We start from the raw sequence: 20064 nt of genomic DNA on the forward strand, positions 1-20064 counted from the left end.
TCGACATGGCGCTTGCTCGCGGACGCCGCTCCGATCCCGGCTTCAATTACTGGCCCGGCTTTGTCGACGCCTTGTCGACATTGGTGCTGGCCATCGTGTTCCTGCTGTCGGTGTTCCTGGTGGTGCAGTTTTTCCTGTCCCAGGAGGTCAGCGGCAAGGACAAGGCGCTGGAACGGCTGAATGCGCAGATCGCCCAGCTCAACGATCTGCTGTCGCTGGAAAAACTCGGCAAGCTCAATCTGGAGGACCAGATCGGCCAGATGCGCGCCGGCCTCGCAGTGGCGGAAGGCGAGCGCGACCGGGTCAAGGGCCTCTATGACGGCCTCGCAGCCAGCGGCAACGACGCCGCGGGGCGCGCCGGCGAACTGAACAAGGCGCTGGACTCCGAGAAGCTGCTGTCGGGCCGCGCGCTGGCGCAGATCGAGGTGCTGAACCAGCAGATCAGCGCACTGCGCCGGCAACTGGCGGCGCTGGAGTCAGCGCTGGATGCGTCGGAGAAGAAGGACAAGGATTCGCAGACCCGGATCGCCGATCTCGGCTCGCGGCTCAATGTCGCGCTGGCGCAGCGAGTGCAGGAATTGACGCGCTACCGCTCCGAATTCTTCGGGCGGTTGCGCGCGATCCTCGGCGCCCGGCCCGACATCCGCGTGGTCGGCGACCGCTTCGTGTTCCAGTCCGAGGTGTTCTTCGACACTGGACAGGCGCTGCTCTTGCCGGAGGGCCGCACCGAGCTGGACACGCTTGCGGACGCGCTGGTCGATCTGGACAAGAAGATCCCGACGGAGATTGCCTGGGTGCTGCGGGTGGACGGCCACACCGACGTGCGCCCGATCTCCAGCCCGCAGTTCAAATCGAACTGGGATCTCTCGGCGGCGCGCGCCATCTCGGTGGTGCAATATCTGGTGTCCAAGGGCGTCTCGCCGCAGCGGCTGGTCGCCGCCGGCTTCGGCGAATTCCAGCCGCTGGATTCCGCCGCTACCGAAGACGCCTACAAGCGCAACCGCCGCATCGAGCTGAAGCTGACGGAGCGGTGATGGCCGCCGCCATGCCGGCTTCGCTTCGTGCTTATCGCGCCGAGGATGAGGACGCCGCCATCGCGCTGTGGCAGCGCACCTGGCAGCTGGCTTATCCCTCGATCGATTTTGCCGCGCGGGTGGCGTGGTGGCGGGAGCGCTGGCGCAACGAGCTGGTGCCCGCGGCGGACATCGTGGTGGCCGAACAGAATGGTGTGCTCGCGGGCTTCGTCACCATCGACCGCTCCGGTTATCTCGACCAGCTGGTGGTGAGCCCCGAGGCCTGGGGATCGGATCTCGCGGCAACGCTGGTGGATGAAGCGAAGCGATTGTCACCGACCGGCATCACACTCTTGGTGAATAACGACAATGCCCGCGCCATCGGATTTTACCGCAAGCACGGCTTCATCGACGACGGCGACGACGTCAATCCGGTATCCGGTCGCCCGGTAAAGCGGATGCGGTGGAATCCTTCTTAAGCGAGCATGATCTTTTCGGAAAACCGGTGCCCACTTTTCCGGATCATGCTCTTAAATGCCTTCAAACTGCAGCCGCGCCAGCTTGGCATAGAGGCCGTTGGCGGCGACCAGCGAGCTGTGGGTGCCCTGCTCGACAATGCATCCATTGTCCATCACCAGAATGCGATCACATGACAGCACCGTGGCGAGGCGATGGGCGATCACCAGGGTGGTGCGATGGCGCATCAGGTCTTCCAGCGCGGTCTGCACCAGGGTTTCGCTCTCGGCATCGAGTGACGATGTCGCTTCATCCAGCAGCAGCAGCGGCGCGTCGCGCAGGATGGCGCGCGCAATCGCAATGCGCTGGCGCTGGCCGCCGGACAGCGTGACCCCGCGCTCGCCGAGCTCGGTCTCGAACCCCTTGGGCAAGCGGCGCAGGAATTCAGTGGCGTGGGCCTGCTCGGCGGCGCGCTCCACCTCGGCGTCGGTCGCGTCGGGACGCCCGAAGCGGATGTTGTCGCGCGCGGTGCCTGAGAACACGACGGTGTCCTGCGGCACCAGCGCCATCCGCGCACGCAGATCCTGTGGCGTGACATCGCGGATCGGCACGCCATCGAAACTGATGACACCGCCGGCGGCGTCGTAGAAGCGCAGCAGCAAATGAAACAGCGTGCTCTTGCCCGCGCCCGAGGGGCCAACCACCGCGACCTTTTCGCCGGCGCGGATGGAGAACGACACGCCGTCGATCACCTTGTGCTCGGGACGGGTCGGATAAGCGAAACGAACCGCATCGAAGGCGATGTCGCCGCGCGCCGGCTGCGGCAGCGCGCGCGGGCTCGCTGGGGCCGCGATTGCGGGCGTCACGCGCATGATCTCGAACAGACGCTCGGAGGCGCCGGACGCCGCCGAGATCTCGCCCCAGACCTGGCTGAGTTCGCCAAGCGCGCCCGCCGCAAACGCCGCATACAGGATGAACTGGCCGAGCCGGCCGGCGCTGATCTGCCCGAGCAGCACATCGTGCGATCCGATCCAGAGGATGGCGACCACGCTGGAAAAAATCAGGAAGATGACAATGGCGGTCAGCACCGCACGGGCGCGGGTGGAAGCGCGCGCCGCCTCAAAGGCGTGACCGACCTCGGTGCCGAACCGCGTCGCCGCCAGCCGTTCGTTGGTGAAGGCCTGCAGGGTGCGGATCGCACCGATCAATTCGGAAGCGTAAGAGGACGCCTGCGCCAGCGTATCCTGCGCACCGCGCGACAGTTTCTGCACCCGGCGTCCGAACGCGACCAGCGGCAGCACGATCAGCGGAATCACCGCAAGCACGAAGCCCGACAAGCGGGGACTGGTCACCACCATCATGGTGGAGGCGCCGAGGAACAGCACCAGGTTGCGCAGCGCGATCGAGACCGAAGCGCCGACGGCAGATTTGATCTGGGTGGTGTCCGCGGTCAACCGCGATACCAGTTCACCGCTGTGGCTGACATCGAAGAACGCCGGCGACAATGATGTCAGGTGATTGAACACGTCGCGGCGCAGATCGGCGACAATCCGTTCGCCGAGCGTAATCACGAGATAATAACGGGCGGCACTGGCCAGCGCGAGCACCGCCACCACCACGATCATCACGCCAAAGTAACTGTTGATCATCTCGACGCCGGACGGGCTGAAGCCGAGGTCAATCATCCGCCGCACGGCGATGGGCACGGCCAGCGTCGCCAGCGAGGCAATGATCAGGGCGACCAGCGCGCCAAGCGCTTGACCGCGGTAGTGCACCACATAGGGCCAGAGCGCCAGCAGCGGGCGCAGCCGGACGCCGCGGGCGGGCTTTTTGGCCGCATCATCGACCGCCGCCGTGGCCTGGCCCGGCAGGCCGCTTTGTTCAATCGCACTCATTTGCAGGTCGCTGCCGTCCCTTGGTCGTCCGCTCATCCCAGGGCCCTCAGATAGGCCGGACGGAGGGCTGAGGCAAACCAAGATGATCCCGGCGCAGCCGCCTAGGACAACTTGTCTCCGGGGCCGTCCTGCGTTATAGAGCGGCCCAAATTAGCCCCGAAAATCCGGAAATTGCTGAAAAAGCGCTTCGCGCGCCAAAGGGATATGTGATGAAAGCCGAAATTCACCCGAATTATCATAACATTAAGGTCGTCATGACCGACGGGACGGAGTTCACCACGCGCTCCACCTACGGCAAGGAAGGCGACACGCTGAACCTGGACATCGATTCCAAGTCGCATCCGGCCTGGACCGGCGGCACCCAGCAGCTGCTCGACCGTGGCGGCCGCGTCTCCCGGTTCCAGAAGAAGTTTTCGGGCCTGCTCAAGAAAGACTGAGCCGGTTCCCCGGGCTTTTGGCCCAGAACTTTCGCCCCAGAATACGAAAACGCCCCGGTCAGCCGGGGCGTTTTTCATTTGGGGATTGGGAGGCGGATTTTACCGCTCGAACGCCGCTTTGAGACGATCGAGCTGCGGCATCAGCGGATTGCCCATCGGGATCTGCTCGGCCGACACATGCATGCTGGTATCGAGCCGGCGCACCTTGGACTGCAACGCCATCGAACGGTCGATCAGTTCGCGCAGCGCTTCAGGCAGCTTCTCGATCATGTCCTGCCCGCCGGGATCGGCCGCGGTCAGCTTCACCTTGGTCTTCTCGCGGTTGGCTTGCGCCAGCGACATCTCGCCTTCCTTCACCGCGCGATGCAGCAGCAGCCATGACGCCAGCTGCATCAGCCGTGTGGTCAAACGCATGCTCTCGGTGGCGTAGGTGAGACTGACGGAGCGCTCCAGCACCTTGGCCTCGTTGCGGCCGGCGCCGTCGAGATAGGCGGCGGTCTCCTCGACCAGATCCATGCCTTCACGAAACAAGGTTCCGAACGCCGCGGAATTCGTCAGCCGCTCGCTCAACAGCACAAGGCCGGCTTCGCTCTGCGAATTCTCCGACATGGTTAACGCCTCACTCTACTCACACGCAAAAATATGATGAACAAATCATTGCGCGCCCGCAGGCGAGAGTCCAGTCACGATGATGACGACCGTTGAATATGGTTTCCAACGACGTGACGGAGGTAACTACCGACCAAAAAAGAGCCGCCGTTTCCGGCGGCTTTTAAAGTTGATAACAGGGAGGCGTCAAACAGAGTGGACAGGAGCCACTCGGTGTCCAAAGCTGGACAATCAAGTAATGAAGGAGAAAGCTTAATCTACCGTAAATGAACGGTTTCTTTCAGCTTTCGTTTACGCCCCGCGCGCGTTGCGTCATGATTTGAAGAACTGATTGGCGGCGTCGCGTGACGCACGTTTTTTGCCGAGCGCCGTTTGCAACCGCTCGATTTCGCTGCCGAGCAACGCGATGCGTTCATCGAGTTCCTCCACCGACAACAGCGAGAGATCCTGTCCGATCTCATGGCTGACTTTCTTCTTCGGCCGGTCGTCGTCTTCCGCTGCCATTTGCTCCTCCGAACTGGAATAATCCGGTCAATTTTACGAGACTTGATCGGATGTCGTTATTGCCAGCCCTCCCTGGGCTGACTAAAGCAGGCTCACCCCAACATAGCCGCGTCCGCCGCAGGGACCAATCCAAGGACCAGATCATGGACAAGCTGCCCGCCCAAATGACCGTTGTCGGCATCAGCAAGCCGGGAGGACCCGAGGTCCTGGTGCCGGAGACGCGGGCGCTGCCGCAGGTCGGGCCGCACGACATCCTGATCAAGGTGGCGGCCGCCGGCGTCAACCGTCCGGATGTGGCGCAGCGCAGCGGCGCCTATCCGCCGCCGCCCGGCGCCAGCGACCTGCCCGGCCTGGAAGTGGCCGGCGAAGTGGTGGCGCTCGGCAAGGAGGCCACGCGCTACAAGATCGGTGACAAGGTGATGTCGCTGGTCGCCGGTGGCGGCTACGCGCAGTATTGCCTGACGCACGAGACCCACGCGATGCCGGTGCCTGATGGCTTCACCATGCAGGAAGCCGCCGCCACGCCGGAAACGCTGATGACGGTCTGGCACAATGTGTTCGAGCGGGGTGGACTGAAGGCCGGCGAAACCCTGCTGATCCATGGCGGCTCCTCGGGCATCGGCACCATGGCAATCCAGCTCGCCAAAGCCTTCGGTGCCAAGGTGATCGTCACCGTCGGTTCGCAGGACAAGGCGGACGCCTGCCTCAAGCTCGGCGCCGACCGCGCCATCAATTACAAGACAGAGGACTTCGTCGCCGCGGCCAAGGCCGCCACCGACAATGTCGGCCCCAATCTGATCCTGGACATGGTCGGCGGCGAGTACATCGAGCGCAACTATGACGCCGCCGCGATGGATGGCCGCATCGTGCAGATCGCTTTCCTCAGCGCCCCCAAGGCGACAGTCAATTTCGCCAAGCTGATGGTCAAGCGCCTGCACCACACCGGATCGACACTTCGGCCCCGAACGGTCGCCGACAAGGCCGCCATGGTCGAGGCGATCACCGCCAAGGTGCTGCCGCTCTTGAAGGCGGGTCGGGTCAAGCCCTTGATGGACAGCACTTTCCCGCTGGAAAAAGCGTCCGAGGCCCACAAGCGGATGGAATCCAGCCAGCATATTGGCAAAATTGTGCTCACGGTTTGAGGCGTCCCGGCGCCCTGATAAGCCCGGGAAAACGGCGTTAACCCTTGGTTTTACTTCATATTTGTGCCATTGATCGCGCATCTTAACGCGGAGTTCAGACATTGCGGTTGATCAGGTGCCTCGCGCCTCTGGCGCTGGGCCTCATGATGCTAGCTGCCGCGCCGGCTGCGCGCGCTGTCGACGCAGTCAGCGTTCGCGGTGATGCGCCTGCAATCGATCTCACCGCGATCCTCGATCATCAGCACAGCGACACCGACCGCATCCAGGTCTCGACCGCACCGGGCACCGACGGCATCGTTCGCCGCATCGAGGTGCGCGCCCGCGAGGGTGGCCAGAACTGGGTGGTGTTCGCGCTCGCCAACAACACCGACGACCAGCTCGACCGCCTGATCGTGGCGCCGCATTACCGGATCGTGTCGTCCGGACTGCTGTGGCCCGATCTCGGACTGTCGCGCATCGCCACCATCACGCCCTCGACCGGCGACCGGCCCGAGCGGCAGGACAGCGCCACCGCCGACATCTTCCGCGTCACCCTGGATCCCGGCTCCGTCATCACCTTCGTGGCCGAACTGCGCACCGACAAACTGCCCCAGCTCTATCTGTGGGAGCCGGAAGCCTACAAGGACAAGGTCAACTCCTTTACGCTCTACCAGGGCATCGTCATCGGCATCTCCGGCCTGCTGGCGCTGGTGCTGACGATCCTGTTCGTGGTCAAGGGCAGCATCATGTTCCCCGCTGCTGCGGCGCTGGCATGGGCGGTGCTCGTCTATATCGGCGTCGACTTCGGCTTCTGGGGCAAGGTGCTGGACATGTCGGCCGGCGCCGAGCGGGTCTGGCGTGCCGCGGGCGAGGCCATTCTTGCCGCCACGCTGCTGGTGTTCCTGTTCGCTTATCTCAATCTGTCGCGCTGGCATGTGCGCTATTCGCACATCACGCTGGGCTGGCTGTTCTTCCTGGGATCGCTGGTGGCGCTGGCGCTGTTCGATCCCGCTGTCGCTTCCGGCATCGCCCGCATCTCGCTGGTGATGATCGCGTTCGCCGGCTTTGCGCTGATCGTCTACCTCTCCACCCATGGCTTCGACCGCGCGGTTCTCTTGATCCCGACATGGTTCCTGCTGGTGGTCTGGGTGGTCGCGGCCGGCATGACGGTGGCGGGCAACGTCACCAACGACATCGTCGGCCCGGCCCTGCTGGGCGGCCTGGTGCTGATTGTGATGTTGATCGGCTTCACGGTGATGCAGCACGCCTTTGCAGGCGGCGGCGCCACCCAGGGCATCGTCTCCGATGTCGAGCGTCGGGCGCTGGCGCTGGTCGGCTCCGGCGACCTGATTTGGGACTGGGACGTCTCCGCCGACAAGGTGTTCACCAGCCCCGAGACCGAAAGTCTGCTCGGGCTGAAGCGCGGCACGCTGGAAGGCCCGGCGGCGAAATGGCTCGAAGTGCTGCATCCGCTGGATCAGGATCGCTTCCGCGCCGCGCTCGACAGTGTGCTCGACCAGCGCCGTGGCCGGCTGGTGCAGGACTTCCGGCTGCGCACGCCCGACGGCCACTTCATGTGGTTCGCGCTGAAAGCGCGCCCGGTGGTCGGTTCCGACGGCGAAGTGTCCCGCGTGGTCGGCACCCTGACCGACGTGACCGAGATCAAGAATTCCGAAGAGCGGATGCTGCACGATTCCGTGCATGACAACCTGACCGGCCTGCCGAACCGCAAGCTGTTCATGGACCGGCTCAATGCCGTGGCGAACTTCGCCAAGACCATGCCGAACATGCGACCGACCTTGATGGTGATCGACCTCGACCGCTTCAAGCAGGTCAACGATTCCGTCGGCATCGCGGTCGGCGACTCCATCCTGCTGACACTGGCGCGGCGGCTCACCCGCATCCTGAAGCCGCAGGACACGCTGGCGCGGCTTGCCGGCGACCAGTTCGGGCTGATCCTTTTGTCAGAGCAGGACGCCGCCCGCATCACCGCCTTCGCCGAGACCATCCGCAAGACCATCCGCGCGCCGATCGCCTTCAACGACCGCGAGATCTTCCTCACCGCGTCGATCGGACTCGCGCTGAGCGATCCGCAAGCCGCGCTGACCGACGAGATCATCAAGGACGCCGAGCTGGCGATGTATCATTCCAAGCGCATCGGCGGCGATCGCATCGACGTCTACAAGCCGGCGATGCGGGCGCGCAAGACCGACCGGCTGACGCTCGAGTCCGAGCTGCGCCGCGCCATCGAGCGCGAGGAAATCACCATTCTCTATCAGCCGATCGTGCGGCTGGAAGATCGCTCGATCGCCGGCTTCGAAGCCCTGGCGCGCTGGGATCATCCCAAGCTCGGCCGCATGTCGCCGAGCGAGTTCATCGGCATCGCCGAGGAAATCGGCCTGATCGTCGATCTCGGCCTGTTCGTGATGGATCGCACCGCGCGGCAGCTCGCGCTGTGGCAGCGCGCGATGCGCTCGACACGCGAGCCGGTGTTCGCCAGTGTCAACGTCTCCTCGCGGCAATTGCTGCGGCACGATCTGATCCACGACATCCGCACCGTGCTGTCACGCTCGGCGGTGGCACGCGGCACGCTGAAGCTGGAATTGACCGAATCGCTGGTGATGGAGAATCCGGAGCACGCCGCCCAAATGCTGCAGCGGATCCGCGAACTCGGCACCGGGCTGTCGCTGGACGACTTCGGCACCGGACATTCCTCGCTGTCCTATCTGCAGAAGTTTCCGTTCGACACCATCAAGATCGACCAGTCGTTCGTCCGCACCACCAGCCGCGGCACGCGCCCGGTGATCCTCAAGTCGATCGTGGCCATGGCTCACGACCTCGGCATGGACGTGGTGGCGGAAGGCGCTGAGACCGACTCCGACGCGGTGGAACTCTACCAGCTGGGCTGCGAATACGCCCAGGGCTTCGCCTTCGGCGAGCCGATGGACGCGGACGCAGCAACGCGGCTGCTGACCGAAGAGCGGTTGGAAGCGGCGCAGTAGACCCTAACGCGCTCGCACCTCAAACAGGCCCGCCGCGGCGTCGTCCACCAACGCCCCTTCGTGCCCGAGCAGGAACCGCTTGGTCTCGATGCCGCCGCCAAATCCTGTCAGCGAACCATTGGTGCCGATTACCCGGTGGCAGGGAATGATGATGGGCAGCGGATTGGCGCCGTTGGCGGCGCCCACCGCGCGGACGGCGGCAGGGCGTCCGATGCGAACCGCGAGTTCGCGGTAGGTCGTGGTGACGCCATGAGGGATCGACTGCAGGGTGGTCCAGACTGCGTTCTGGAACGCCGTGCCGCTCAGATACAGCGGCAACGTGAACGTGGTGCGCTTCCCTGCGAAATACTCGTCCAGCTGCCGGCGGACCTTCGGGAAGCCATCGGGATCATGACGCCAGCCGTCGCGCGGATGGTGGACACGGCTGCCCGACTGGAAGCTGAGCAGGTGCAGGCTTTCGGCGTCACCGGCCAGCAGCAGACGACCGATCCGCGTCTCGACATAGGTGTAACTGACGACGCGTTCAAACACGGGCTTCCACCTGCGTGACGGGGCGCCGCTGACGCGGCGCCGGCCGAGGAGCGCGCCGGCGAATCTCCGAGGGCGAGCGACCATAGAGGTCACGGAAGGCCGCGTTGAAGCGCCGCAGGCTCTTGAAGCCGGCGCGAAAGGCCACTTCCGTCATGCTGTCGGCGGTCGTGTCCAGCAAGCGCTTGGCGCGCTGCAGACGCACCGTATTCGCTGTCTGCAGCGGACTGGCGCCGACGTACTGATCGAACAGCCGCGCCAGATGCCGCGTGCTGACGCCGAGGCGATCGGCCAGATCCGCGACGGAGCCGCGATCCAGCGCACCGCGCGCGATCAGTTTCAGCGCCCGCTCGACCGTCGAGCGGGTGCCGTTCCAGGCCGGACAGAATGGCGCGCTCTCGGGCCGGCAGCGCAGACAGGGACGATAACCCGCGCGCTCGGCCGCGCTCGCCGTGGGATAATAACTGCAGTTCCTGGTCAATGGCTGCTTCACCCGGCAAACCGGCCGGCAATAGATGAGCGTCGTCTTCACCGCGGTGAAGAACACCCCGTCGTAGGCGGCGTCGCGCCGCAGGCGCGCAGCATTGCAGATCTCGAAGCTCAACATGCGTTAATTGTAGACCGAAAGGCCAAGCGTGCCACCCGATTTGCGATGATCATGTCCGTTTCCGGCGAGCGACATTGCGGCCGAAATCTTAGATCTCGGCGGTCACAGCATGGAACAGGAGGCCTACATGGAATCATCGGCAAGCAAGGCAGCGGTTATGGAGACCTGGACGGCCTTCGCCAGCCGGAACATCGAACAAATCGCAGCCGTCTTCACACCTAACGCCGAGTGGATCGCGCCGAAGGGCAACGCGACCGCGGTCGCGCTGCATCACACCGACCACATGGTCGGCGCCGATCAGATCGCCCGCTTCATTGCGGTGGAAATGCATAAATTGTTCGGGAGTGTCGACATCCAGTTCCGCGGCGTTCATGCCGACGGCAGCACAGTGATTGTCGAAGAGCGGATGCAAGCAACTCTGTCGAACGGAAACGCCTACGATGTGGCGTATTGTTTTGTGTTCGAACTCGAGGGCCGGCTGATCAAGCGGGTCCGGGAATACATGGACACATTGCAGGGCTGGCGCATGGTGTTCGGATCAGAGGCTCTGCTCTGAAGCCGGCAGGCCGGTCAAGCATGCCCGGCTTCATTCGACAGCATCGCCAGATCGATGCCGATCTTCTGCAACGCTTGCTGGTATTTGTCTTCGATGTCGCGCCCGAAGATCAGATTCGAATCGGCAGGGCAATGCAGCCAGCCATTGTCCTGGATCTCGCTTTCCAGTTGCCCCGGCGCCCATCCCGCATAACCCAGTGCGAGGATGGCGTGGCGCGGACCCTTGCCTTTGGCGATGGCTTTCAGAATGTCGAGTGTTGCGGTGAGGCACACACCATCATCGATCGGCAGCGTCGCGTCCTTGATGAAGAAATCGCTGGAATGCAGCACAAAGCCACGTCCGGTTTCCACCGGACCGCCCTTCATCACCTTCATGGCCTCGGCCTGCGCCGGCAGCACGATCTGGTCGGCCTCATCGATGATATCGAGTTGCACCAGGAGCTCGGGAAAATCGATACTGCCCGCGGGACGATTGAGAATGATGCCCATCGCGCCTTCGGACGAATGCGCGCAGACATAAATCACGGAGCGTGCGAATCGCTCGTCGTCCATGATCGGCATCGCGATCAGCAGCTGACCGTCCAGATAGCTGCTAGCCGTCTCGCTCCCGTCCTCCGGGACGCGGATCTTGTCGAATTTCGGCCTTTTTCCGACCCTGTCCATTCGCAGAGGACTTTCTCTGTATACGTGCATCCTGATATTGGGTGCACCTTATGTCAATCAATCGCCGGACTTGCTCCCCGGAAATGGATCACAACCAATTCAAGTGTTTCACGTCCAACCGGACTGTAAAGACGTCACATGGTCGTATTTGTTCCATTTCGCAACCTCTTTGGCCGCCTGCTCGCGGTGGTCCTGCTGGCGGGCTTCGCCGGCAGCCCGGTCGCGGCCCAGGATGCGTCACCCTGGGTCACCGATCAGCATTCGTCGCTGCGACTGATCGCAGGCTCCCGCAATGGCGGCGTGCTGCTCGGCGGGATCGCCTTTCAGCTGCAGCCGGGATGGAAGACATATTGGCGCACCCCCGGCGATTCCGGCGTTCCGCCGCGATTCGATTTTTCGGCTTCGGACAATGTCGAAGCGGTCACCGTGTTGTGGCCCGCGCCGATGCAGTTTCCGGATGGCGCGGGAGGCACATCATTCGGGTACCGCAAGCAACTCCTGCTGCCGTTGCGGATCATTGCAAAAAAGCCTGACAAGCCGGTGACGCTGCGCGCCGAAATCAACTACGCCGTCTGCGACAAACTCTGCGTACCTGTCGACGCGAAGACCGAAGTTTCATTTGTCAGTTCGGCCAGCATAGAAGATTCATCATTGACCGCGGCACTTGCGACTGTGCCGCAGCCCGCGGAGATCGGCGCGGCCCATCCGCTGACCATTCGAAACGTCGAGCGCGACGGCAACACCGTGTTTGTCGATGTTGTCGCACCCGGCGACAAGGACGCCAGCCTGTTTGTCGAGGGCCCGACGCCCGACTGGGCGCTGCCGCCGCCCAAATTGCTGGAGCGGACCCCCGCCGGACTGCAGCGCTTTTCATTCGATCTGGAAGGCCTGCCGTCGGGCGCGAAAGCAGACGGCGCGGCCCTGAAACTGACCCTGGTCGGCGACGGCCGTGCCTTTGAGTTCGTCACATCCCTGAAATGAAGGAGCTTACCTGAATTGAAGGGGCTTGCCTGAATTGAAGGGGTTTGGAAACCGGGCTTCGTCCGGCGATTGCGCGGACCGACAGCCATGGTATGACTCCCGCGCGATTATCAATGAATTGCGGGTGGTCCGATCGCGAAATCGGGTGTCCCCTTCAAATCCCGCCCAAGAAACTTTGGGGGGTTTTCGGGACCTGTTTTTCAGGACTGCGCGCCAAGGGAGCTTTCAGATGACCATCAAGATCGGCGACCGCCTGCCTGAAGCCAAATTTCGCATCATGACCGGCGAAGGGCCGCAATGGAAAACCACCGACGACGTTTTCAAGGGCAAGAAGGTCGCCCTGTTCGCCGTTCCCGGCGCATTCACCAACACCTGCCACAAGATGCACATGCCGAGCATCACCATGAACGCCGACGCCATGAAGGCGAAGGGCGTCGACACCATTGCGGTGACGTCGGTGAACGACGTGTTCGTGATGAAGGCCTGGAAGCGCGACACCGATCTCGATGACAAGACCGAATTCCTGGCCGACGGCAATGCCGAATTCGCCAAGGCGATCGGCCTGGAGCTCGACGCATCGGGCAACGGCCTCGGCATCCGCTCCAAGCGTTATTCGATGCTGGTCGAAGACGGCGTGGTGAAGACGCTCAACCTCGAACCGAACCCCGGCGCGGTCGAAGTCTCCGGCGGCGACACCCTGCTCGGGCAGCTCTGAGACAGCTTTGAGACCAGTGTTGGCGGCGACTACCTGATCGCCGCCAGCCCTTCGCGAGCCAGTTGATCGACACGCTCGTTCTCGGCGTGGCCGGCATGGCCCTTGACCCAGTGCCAGCGAACCTCGTGTTGTCGCAGCGCCCCGTCGAGCCGCTGCCACAGGTCGACATTCTTCACCGGCTTCTTGTCCGAGGTGCGCCAGCCGTTCTTCTTCCAGTTGAAGATCCAGCTGGTAATGCCCTGGCGCACATACTGACTGTCGGTGGTGAGATCGACCACCGCCGGTTTCTTCAGCGCTTCCAGCCCGGAAATCGCCGCCATCAATTCCATGCGGTTGTTGGTGGTGTCGCGCTCGCCGCCCTTCAGCTCCTTTTCGAGCTCGCCGAAACGCAGGATCACACCCCAGCCGCCCGGGCCTGGATTTCCCGAGCAGGCGCCGTCGGTATAGATCTGCACATGGGGCCGCGCCGTGTCGTTCACGCAACAAGCCCTTGTTCGACGCCGTAATCGCGGATGCTCTTGACGCCCTGATGGAAACGCAGCTTGCGCAGATATTCCTGAGGATCCTTCGGCTTCACCAGCGCGCCAGGCGGCACATTCAGCCAGTCGACGAACCGCGTCAGCAGGAAACGGATCGAGGCGCCGCGCGCCAGCAGCGGCAATGCTTCCTGCTCCTCGATCGACAGCGCGCGCACCCGGTTATAGGCATTCAGAAACGCACGCGCCTTGGTGACATTGAACGAGTGATCGATCTCGAAACACCAGGCGTTGAGGCAGATCGCAACGTCATAGGCGAGGATATCGCTGCAGGCGAAATAGAAGTCGATCAGACCTGATAGCTTGTCGCCCAGGAACAGCACGTTGTCGGGAAACAAGTCGGCATGGATCACACCGGTCGGCAGCGTACGCGGCCAGGCCTTTTCCAGATGGTCCAGCTCAGTGGCCAACAGATTGCGCGCGCCCGCCTGCAATTCCTCGGTCCGGCCCTCCACCGCGGCGAACAGCGGCCGCCAGCCGGCAACCGACAGCGCGTTGGCGCGGGTCATTTCGAAACCTGCACCGGCCAGATGCATGGTGGCGAGCGCGTCCCCGACGACCGTGCAATGCTGCACCGTCGGCCGGCGTGGCCACACTCCTTCGAGAAACTCAATGATCGCCGCCGGCCGGCCGGCCAGCGTGCCCAGCGCATCGCCGCTTCGTGTTGTCATCGGCTGCATGCAGTGCAGGCCATGCGCAGCCAGGTGCGTCATCAGGTTGAGAAAGAACGGCAGGTCGCCGGCGGCGACGCGCTTTTCATACAGCGTGAGGATGTAGGTGCCGCGCGTGGTGTGCAGCAGGAAATTGGAATTTTCCACGCCCTCCGCAATGCCCTTGTAGGACAGAAGTTCGCCGATGTCGTAATGCGAAAGGAAGTCCGCGAGTTCCTCGGCGGACACATCCGTGTAGACCGCCATGTGAATTGCGCCCTACTCTGCCGCCGTGACTTGCCGCAGCGGACGCGGCAGCGGGAAGAACTCGGTTTCTTCCGCGGCGGTCACCGTCTCCACGCTCAGCTCATAGTGCTCGGCGAAAGCGCCCATGATCTCCTCGACAATCACCTCCGGCGCGGACGCGCCTGCGGTGATGCCGAGCCGGGTGATGCCCTCGAACATGCTCCAGTCGAGTTCGGACGCACGCTGCACCAGCACGGCGCGCGGGCAGCCCTCACGCTCGGCGACTTCGCGCAACCGCTGCGAGTTCGACGAATTCGGCGAGCCGACCACGACCATGGCGTCGACCAGATGCGCGACCTTCTTGACCGCGAGCTGACGGTTGGTGGTGGCGTAGCAGATGTCTTCCTTGTGCGGACCGGCGACCTTGGGGAAGCGCTCCTTCAGGGCCCGGACGATCTCCTTGGTGTCGTCGATCGACAGCGTGGTCTGGGTGATATAGGCGAGCTTGGTTTCGTCCTTCGGCACGAAAGACGCGACATCGTCGACCGTCTCGATCAGCGACACGGCGCCGGCCGGCAACTGGCCCAGGGTTCCGACCACTTCCGGGTGACCGGCATGGCCGATCAGGATGATTTCACGTCCGCGCTTGAAATGGATCTCGGCCTCGCGATGAACCTTGGTCACCAGCGGGCAGGTTGCGTCCAGCGAGAAGAAATTGCGCCGTTCCGCCTCGCTCGGGATCGCCTTCGGCACGCCATGGGCGGAAAACACCACCGGAGCGTCGGTTTGCGGGATTTCCTCGAGTTCCTCGACGAAAATCGCCCCCTTGGCCCGCAGGCTCTCCACCACATAGCGGTTATGGACGATCTCGTGGCGCACATAGACCGGCGCGCCGTAGAGCGACAGGGCCCGTTCCACCGTGTCGATGGCACGGACCACGCCGGCACAAAAGCCGCGAGGAGAACAAAGGTAGACCTTGAGCGTCGGTTTCATGGGCTGCAGCGGCTTTTTTACCAGGATTCGTGCTGAAATTGGCTACAAGGGAATTGGGCCGCTCTTGTGTCCATGTCAAGTGCGGTGGCCCGCTTAAGCGACATGCGAGGCCTTAAACCATTGCAATTTTACCCCTCGGCGGACTATATAAGCGCCAATTCCCGTCATCGCTGATGACCACTGGTTTCGCCCCCAAAAACAGCTGGGCGAAGCACAAAGGAGATTTGCCATGAGCAACGCCCCGCTGATGCCGAAAGCAACCGCCGTGTGGCTCGTCGATAATACCGCTTTGTCGTTCGATCAGGTGGCTGATTTCTGCAAGATGCATCCGCTGGAAATCCGCGCCATCGCGGACGGCGACGCCGCCCAGGGCATCAAGGGCATGGACCCGATCTCGTCGGGACAATTGACCCGCGAGGAAATCGAAAAGGGCGAGAAGGACCAGAATTACCGCCTCAAGCTCGGCGAATCCAAGGTCCGCCTGCCGGAAGCCAAGAAGAAGAAGGGCCCGCGCTACACCCCGGTGTCGCGCCGCCATGAGCGCCCGAGCGCGATCCTGTGGCTGGTGCGCAGCCATCCCGAGTTGAAGGACGCGCAGATCATGCGCCTGGTCGGCACCACCAAGACCACGATCGCGAGCGTGCGCGACCGCACCCACTGGAATGCCTCGACCTTGACCCCGATGGACCCGGTGACGCTGGGCCTGTGTTCGCAGATCGACCTCGATTTCGAGGTGCAGCGCGCGGCCAAGGAAAAGCCCCAGGTCGAGCAGTATGGCGGCGCCACGCTGCTGCCCGCCTCCGAGACCACGCGCAAGGAAGCCGAGCAGGAGCAGGCCACCCGCAAGGACGACTTCGACGATGCGGCCGTGTTCGCCAAGCTCAAGACCATCGGCGGCAACAAGAAGCAGGACGACGACGAATAAGACGTCGCCCGGCTGGACGATCAGTTACAAAAAAACGCGGCGAGTCTTCTCGCCGCGTTTTTTCTATTCCTGGATGTAGCCCGGATGAGCGAAGCGACATCCGGGTCAAGCGTCAGAGATTTTTCCCGGATATCGCTTCGCTCATCCGGGCTACGATGTTCGGATCCGCCTCACCAAGCCGGCAGCACCGCGCCCTTGAACTTGGTCAGGATGAACTCCTTGATCTCGGGCGTCTGGTAGCTTTCCACCAGCGTCTTGACCCAGGGCTTGTCCTTGTCGGCGGCGCGCACCGCGATCAGGTTGGCGTAAGGTCCCTTCGGGTCCTCGCGCAGGATCGCGTCCTTCACCGGATCAAGGCCTGCCTGGGTGGCGTAGTTGGTGTTGACGGCCGCCGCATCGACGTCATCGAGGGTGCGCGGGGTCTGCGCGGCATCGATCTCGGTGATCTTCAGTTTTTTCGGATTGTCGACGATGTCGGCGACGCTCGGCTTGAAGCCGACGCCATCCCTGAGCTTGAGCACACCCTTGTCCTGCAGCAGCAGCAGAACGCGGCCGCCATTGGTCGGATCGTTGGGGATCGACAGCGACGCGCCCTGCGGCACTGAATCCCAGCTCTTGTGCTTCTTGGAATAGATGCCGATCGGGAAGTTCACCGTGTAGCCAACCGGCTCGATCTTGTAGCCGCGGTCGACCTTCTGGTTGTCCAGATACGGCTTGTGCTGGAATGAATTGGCCTGCAGGTCGCCGGCGTTGAGCGCCTCGTTCGGCACCACATAGTCGGAGAATTCCACGATCTGGATATCGAGCCCCTTCTGCGCGGCAATCGGCTTCACAGCCTCGAGAATCTGCGCATGCGGACCCGGCGTGACGCCGACCTTGATAGCCACACGATCCTGGGCCGTTGCAGCACCGACAACACCGAGCGCGAGAGCCGCGCCGGCCAGCATCTGAAAAATTCTACGGTTCATCATCATCCTCATTATGTATGGAAGCCTGCGCGCTCACCAGGTCGCGATATAAGTGCCCTTGAAACGGGTCTCGAGAAACTGCCGGACCGGCTCCGAATGATACGCCGAAATCAGCTGCTTCACCCAGGGCTTGTCCTTGTCTTCCTCGCGGACCGCCAGAATATTGACCCAGGGGCCTTCCGCGCTTTCGCGGGCGATCGCATCTTTCGCCGGATTGAGGCCGGCCTGCACCGCGTAATTGTTGTTGATCGAGACGAGATCGACATCCTGCAGCGAGCGCGGCAGCTGCGCCGCGTCAAGCTCAACAAATCGGAGCTTTTTCGGATTGTCGACGATGTCGGCGATGGTCGCGGTGACGCCCGAGCCATCGCGCAGCTTGATGGCGCCATGCTGCGCCAGGATCAAAAGCCCGCGCGCGCCGTTGGACGGATCGTTGGCGATCGCCACGCGGGCGCCCTCAGGCAGCTCGGCCAGCGACTTGTATTTTTGCGAATAGACCCCCTGCGGCGACGCAATGGTGTTGGCGACCTTGACGATCTTCCAACCGGTTTTAGACAACTGGTTCAGCAGATAAGGTTCGTGCTGGAACGAGTTCGCCTCGAGATCCTTCTGCGCCAGCGCCTGGTTGGGCACCACATAGTCGGTGAACTCGATCACCTTGATGTCGAGACCGCGTTCGGCGGCAACCTTACGCACCACATCGAGCACTTCGGCATGGGGTCCTGCGGTGACGCCCACCCGGATGGTTTCGGCTTGCGCTGGCGCGGCCAGCGCGGCAACGGCAACGAGAATGGCAGCAACGAAACGCATGAATTGATCCCCAGATCCCGATCAGGAACGACGCGAGCGCTTGTCCAGGCGCCGCGCGACGGTGTCGCCGAGCGTCTGCACGCCCTGCACCAGCGCGATCAGCACCAATACGACGGTCAGCATCACATCCGGCATGAAACGCTGATAGCCGTAACGAATACCGAGGTCGCCGAGACCGCCGCCGCCAACCGCACCGACCATGGCTGAATAACCGAGAAGACTGACCGCCGTCAGCGTCAGAGCCAGAGTCACCGCCGGCAGTGCTTCCGGCAGCAGCACCTTGCGCACGATCTGCAACGGCGTGGCCCCGAAGGCGCGCGCCGCCTCGATCAGGCCCTGATCGACCTCGCGGATCGCGGCTTCGACCACCCGGGCGATGAAGGGAATGGCGGCGATGGTCAGCGGCACCGTGGCCGCCGCGGTACCGATCGACGTGCCCGCGATCAGCCGCGTCAGCGGCACGATCGCCACGACCAGGATGATGAAGGGCGTCGAACGGGTGGCGTTGACGATCAGCCCGACGACCCGGTTGACCCCAGGGACCGGAAATAGCTCGCCCGCCCGGCTGGTGGCGAGAAAGATCCCGAGCGGCAGGCCGATCAATGTGCCGAACAGGCCAGCCAGCCCGACCATAGTCAGGGTGTCGAGGGTCGACCAGGCGATCATGCGAATGAGTTCAGGCGACATAGCCAAGGTGCTCCACGGTGTTTCCGCTGCTTTCGAGCTGCGCGGTAATCCTGGCTGTCAGGTCGGACGATGCGGGGACCGAGACGATCAGCGTGCCGAACGGATGGCCGGCAATCATCTCGACCTGCCCGGAGATGATATTGACGTCGATATCGAAGGCGCGGGCGATCTGCGACAGCAGCGGCTGCGCTGCCTCGCTGCCCCGGAAAGAAACATGCAGCACCGCCTGGCCGCCTGGGGGCGGCGCGGCCACGAGCTTGGCCAGCAGCCAGTCCGGCGCGCGGCTGCCGGTGACCGAACTGACGAAGCGTTTGGTCACCTCGTGTCGAGGCGAGGCGAACACCTCATAGGTCGTGCCCTCTTCCACGATCCGGCCATGCTCCAGCACGGCGACGCGATCGGCCAGCGCCTTCACCACCACCATCTCGTGGGTGATGAACAGGATGGTCAGGCGCAGGTCCTTGTTGATCTGCTTCAGCAGCGCGAGAATCTGATCGGTGGTTTCCGGATCGAGCGCAGAGGTCGCTTCATCCGACAACAGCACCTTGGGGCTGGTGGCCAGCGCGCGGGCAATGCCGACCCGCTGTTTCTGTCCGCCGGACAATTCGGCGGGATAGCGATCGCGCTTGTCGGCAAGGCCGACCATGTCGAGCAGCGGCAGCACCGTGGCGGCGATCTTGTTTTTGGCGACGCCGGCGATCTCGAGCGGCAGCGCGATGTTCTCGAACGCCGTCCGCGACGACAGCAAGTTGAAATGCTGGAAGATCATGCCGATGGAGCGGCGCGCCTGCCGCAAGCCGCGCTCGTCGAGTGCGGTGATCTCGGTGCCGTCGACCACGACGCGTCCCGTGGTCGGGCGCTCGAGGCCGTTGATCAGCCGGATCAGCGACGATTTGCCGGCACCGCTGCGGCCGATCACACCGACGATCGCGCCATCCGGCACGGTCAGATTGATGTCCTGCAGCGCCTCGACGGCGGCATTGCCTTTTCGCGCCGGATAGGTTTTGCCGACACGCTCGATCGTGATGCCCGATCGTGTCTGAAGCGGCGGAGACTCCACAGGCACTCCCGCGAGCTGGGACCAAGGTGCATTCATCGTAGACCGGTTTTCGTTGAGGTGAAGCCGAACGTTGCAGAAACGCAACGCTCATTCGCTTAGCCAG

The 20064-nt window shown here is 63.3% G+C and carries 22 protein-coding genes; 9 read left to right on the top strand and 13 right to left on the bottom strand.

All coding sequences use genetic code 11. From position 1 onward, the window contains the following. Positions 1-5 precede the first annotated feature (5 nt). A complete protein-coding gene (locus RS897_RS05505; RefSeq protein ID WP_315835580.1) occupies positions 6-1034 on the top strand; it encodes a peptidoglycan -binding protein in 1029 nt (342 codons plus the stop codon). After that, on the top strand, positions 1034-1492 hold the full coding sequence (locus RS897_RS05510; RefSeq protein WP_315835581.1) for a GNAT family N-acetyltransferase: 459 nt from the start codon (positions 1034-1036) through the stop codon (positions 1490-1492). The genes RS897_RS05505 and RS897_RS05510 overlap by 1 nt, the downstream gene beginning before the upstream one ends. A 51-nt stretch (positions 1493-1543) precedes the next feature. Here the strand turns inward: RS897_RS05510 and RS897_RS05515 are convergent, their stop codons facing one another. Next, entirely contained in the window at positions 1544-3364 is a 1821-nt protein-coding gene (locus RS897_RS05515; protein WP_315835582.1) for an ABC transporter transmembrane domain-containing protein, read from the bottom strand. A gap of 209 nt (positions 3365-3573) precedes the next feature. Here RS897_RS05515 and rpmE point away from each other — a divergent pair, with 209 nt between their 5' ends. Then, positions 3574-3801 carry a 50S ribosomal protein L31 gene (gene rpmE, locus RS897_RS05520; protein ID WP_315835583.1) on the top strand — a complete coding sequence of 76 codons (228 nt, stop codon included), beginning with the start codon at positions 3574-3576 and terminating at the stop codon, positions 3799-3801. A 99-nt stretch (positions 3802-3900) separates the two neighbouring features. Here rpmE and rcdA read toward each other — a convergent pair whose 3' ends face one another. After that, positions 3901-4410: a protease adaptor protein RcdA gene (gene rcdA / locus RS897_RS05525; protein WP_315835584.1), complete on the bottom strand. Its 510-nt coding sequence runs from the start codon at positions 4408-4410 to the stop codon at positions 3901-3903. A 312-nt stretch (positions 4411-4722) separates the two neighbouring features. Next, positions 4723-4914: a DUF1192 domain-containing protein gene (locus tag RS897_RS05530; RefSeq protein WP_315835585.1), complete on the bottom strand. Its 192-nt coding sequence runs from the start codon at positions 4912-4914 to the stop codon at positions 4723-4725. A gap of 143 nt (positions 4915-5057) precedes the next feature. Between RS897_RS05530 and RS897_RS05535 the strand changes: the two genes are divergently transcribed. Continuing rightward, positions 5058-6056 carry an NAD(P)H-quinone oxidoreductase gene (locus RS897_RS05535; RefSeq protein WP_315835586.1) on the top strand — a complete coding sequence of 333 codons (999 nt, stop codon included), beginning with the start codon at positions 5058-5060 and terminating at the stop codon, positions 6054-6056. A gap of 101 nt (positions 6057-6157) precedes the next feature. Continuing rightward, positions 6158-9037 (top strand): EAL domain-containing protein, encoded by a 2880-nt coding sequence (locus RS897_RS05540; protein ID WP_315835587.1) that lies wholly within the window; start codon positions 6158-6160, stop codon positions 9035-9037. Between the two features lie 3 nt (positions 9038-9040). On the opposite strand, the gene RS897_RS05545 is transcribed toward RS897_RS05540, so the two are convergent. Together RS897_RS05545 and RS897_RS05550 are read right to left on the bottom strand one after the other, a co-directional pair. Beyond that, positions 9041-9568, bottom strand: a complete 528-nt coding sequence (locus tag RS897_RS05545; protein WP_315835588.1) for a methylated-DNA--[protein]-cysteine S-methyltransferase — start codon at positions 9566-9568, stop codon at positions 9041-9043. Continuing rightward, complete coding sequence (locus tag RS897_RS05550; protein ID WP_315835589.1) at positions 9561-10172, bottom strand: bifunctional transcriptional activator/DNA repair enzyme AdaA; 612 nt, start codon at positions 10170-10172, stop codon at positions 9561-9563. Before RS897_RS05550 ends, RS897_RS05545 begins: the two co-directional genes overlap by 8 nt. Positions 10173-10299: 127 nt before the next feature. On the opposite strand from RS897_RS05550, the gene RS897_RS05555 reads away from it, so the two are divergent. Continuing rightward, positions 10300-10728 (top strand): nuclear transport factor 2 family protein, encoded by a 429-nt coding sequence (locus tag RS897_RS05555; RefSeq protein WP_315835590.1) that lies wholly within the window; start codon positions 10300-10302, stop codon positions 10726-10728. A gap of 14 nt (positions 10729-10742) precedes the next feature. Here RS897_RS05555 and RS897_RS05560 read toward each other — a convergent pair whose 3' ends face one another. After that, on the bottom strand, positions 10743-11390 hold the full coding sequence (locus tag RS897_RS05560) for a YqgE/AlgH family protein (RefSeq protein WP_315835591.1): 648 nt from the start codon (positions 11388-11390) through the stop codon (positions 10743-10745). Positions 11391-11528: 138 nt separating this feature from the next. On the opposite strand from RS897_RS05560, the gene RS897_RS05565 reads away from it, so the two are divergent. Both RS897_RS05565 and RS897_RS05570 read left to right on the top strand, forming a co-directional pair. Continuing rightward, the gene (locus tag RS897_RS05565) at positions 11529-12371 is read left to right on the top strand and encodes a protein-disulfide reductase DsbD domain-containing protein (protein WP_315835592.1); all 843 of its coding nucleotides are present in this window, start codon (positions 11529-11531) and stop codon (positions 12369-12371) included. 229 nt (positions 12372-12600) lie between these two features. Next, positions 12601-13086 (top strand): peroxiredoxin, encoded by a 486-nt coding sequence (locus RS897_RS05570; RefSeq protein ID WP_315835593.1) that lies wholly within the window; start codon positions 12601-12603, stop codon positions 13084-13086. 29 nt (positions 13087-13115) lie between these two features. Here RS897_RS05570 and rnhA read toward each other — a convergent pair whose 3' ends face one another. Genes rnhA through ispH form a run of 3 tightly spaced genes read right to left on the bottom strand, consistent with a single transcriptional unit; the run spans position 13116 to position 15511 of the window. Then, positions 13116-13565, bottom strand: a complete 450-nt coding sequence (gene rnhA / locus RS897_RS05575) for a ribonuclease HI (RefSeq protein ID WP_315835594.1) — start codon at positions 13563-13565, stop codon at positions 13116-13118. Next, positions 13562-14539, bottom strand: coding sequence for a homoserine kinase (thrB, locus tag RS897_RS05580; RefSeq protein WP_315835595.1), 978 nt, complete (start codon positions 14537-14539; stop codon positions 13562-13564). The genes rnhA and thrB overlap by 4 nt, the downstream gene beginning before the upstream one ends. Positions 14540-14551: 12 nt before the next feature. Beyond that, positions 14552-15511 (bottom strand): 4-hydroxy-3-methylbut-2-enyl diphosphate reductase, encoded by a 960-nt coding sequence (gene ispH / locus RS897_RS05585; RefSeq protein ID WP_315835596.1) that lies wholly within the window; start codon positions 15509-15511, stop codon positions 14552-14554. Positions 15512-15740: 229 nt separating this feature from the next. Between ispH and RS897_RS05590 the strand changes: the two genes are divergently transcribed. Then, entirely contained in the window at positions 15741-16436 is a 696-nt protein-coding gene (locus RS897_RS05590; RefSeq protein ID WP_315835597.1) for a DUF1013 domain-containing protein, read from the top strand. Between the two features lie 170 nt (positions 16437-16606). Here RS897_RS05590 and RS897_RS05595 read toward each other — a convergent pair whose 3' ends face one another. The 4 genes from RS897_RS05595 to RS897_RS05610 are packed head-to-tail and all read right to left on the bottom strand — an operon-like array spanning position 16607 to position 19997. Then, positions 16607-17383: a MetQ/NlpA family ABC transporter substrate-binding protein gene (locus RS897_RS05595; RefSeq protein ID WP_407654533.1), complete on the bottom strand. Its 777-nt coding sequence runs from the start codon at positions 17381-17383 to the stop codon at positions 16607-16609. A gap of 54 nt (positions 17384-17437) precedes the next feature. After that, on the bottom strand, positions 17438-18214 hold the full coding sequence (locus RS897_RS05600) for a MetQ/NlpA family ABC transporter substrate-binding protein (protein ID WP_315835599.1): 777 nt from the start codon (positions 18212-18214) through the stop codon (positions 17438-17440). Between the two features lie 21 nt (positions 18215-18235). After that, a complete protein-coding gene (locus RS897_RS05605) occupies positions 18236-18901 on the bottom strand; it encodes a methionine ABC transporter permease (RefSeq protein WP_315835600.1) in 666 nt (221 codons plus the stop codon). Then, positions 18891-19997: a methionine ABC transporter ATP-binding protein gene (locus tag RS897_RS05610; protein WP_407654439.1), complete on the bottom strand. Its 1107-nt coding sequence runs from the start codon at positions 19995-19997 to the stop codon at positions 18891-18893. The genes RS897_RS05605 and RS897_RS05610 overlap by 11 nt, the downstream gene beginning before the upstream one ends. Between the last annotated feature and the right edge of the window lie 67 nt (positions 19998-20064).

The organism is Bradyrhizobium prioriisuperbiae (assembly GCF_032397745.1).
In the GTDB taxonomy this organism is placed as follows: Bacteria; Pseudomonadota; Alphaproteobacteria; order Rhizobiales; family Xanthobacteraceae; genus Bradyrhizobium_A; species Bradyrhizobium_A prioriisuperbiae.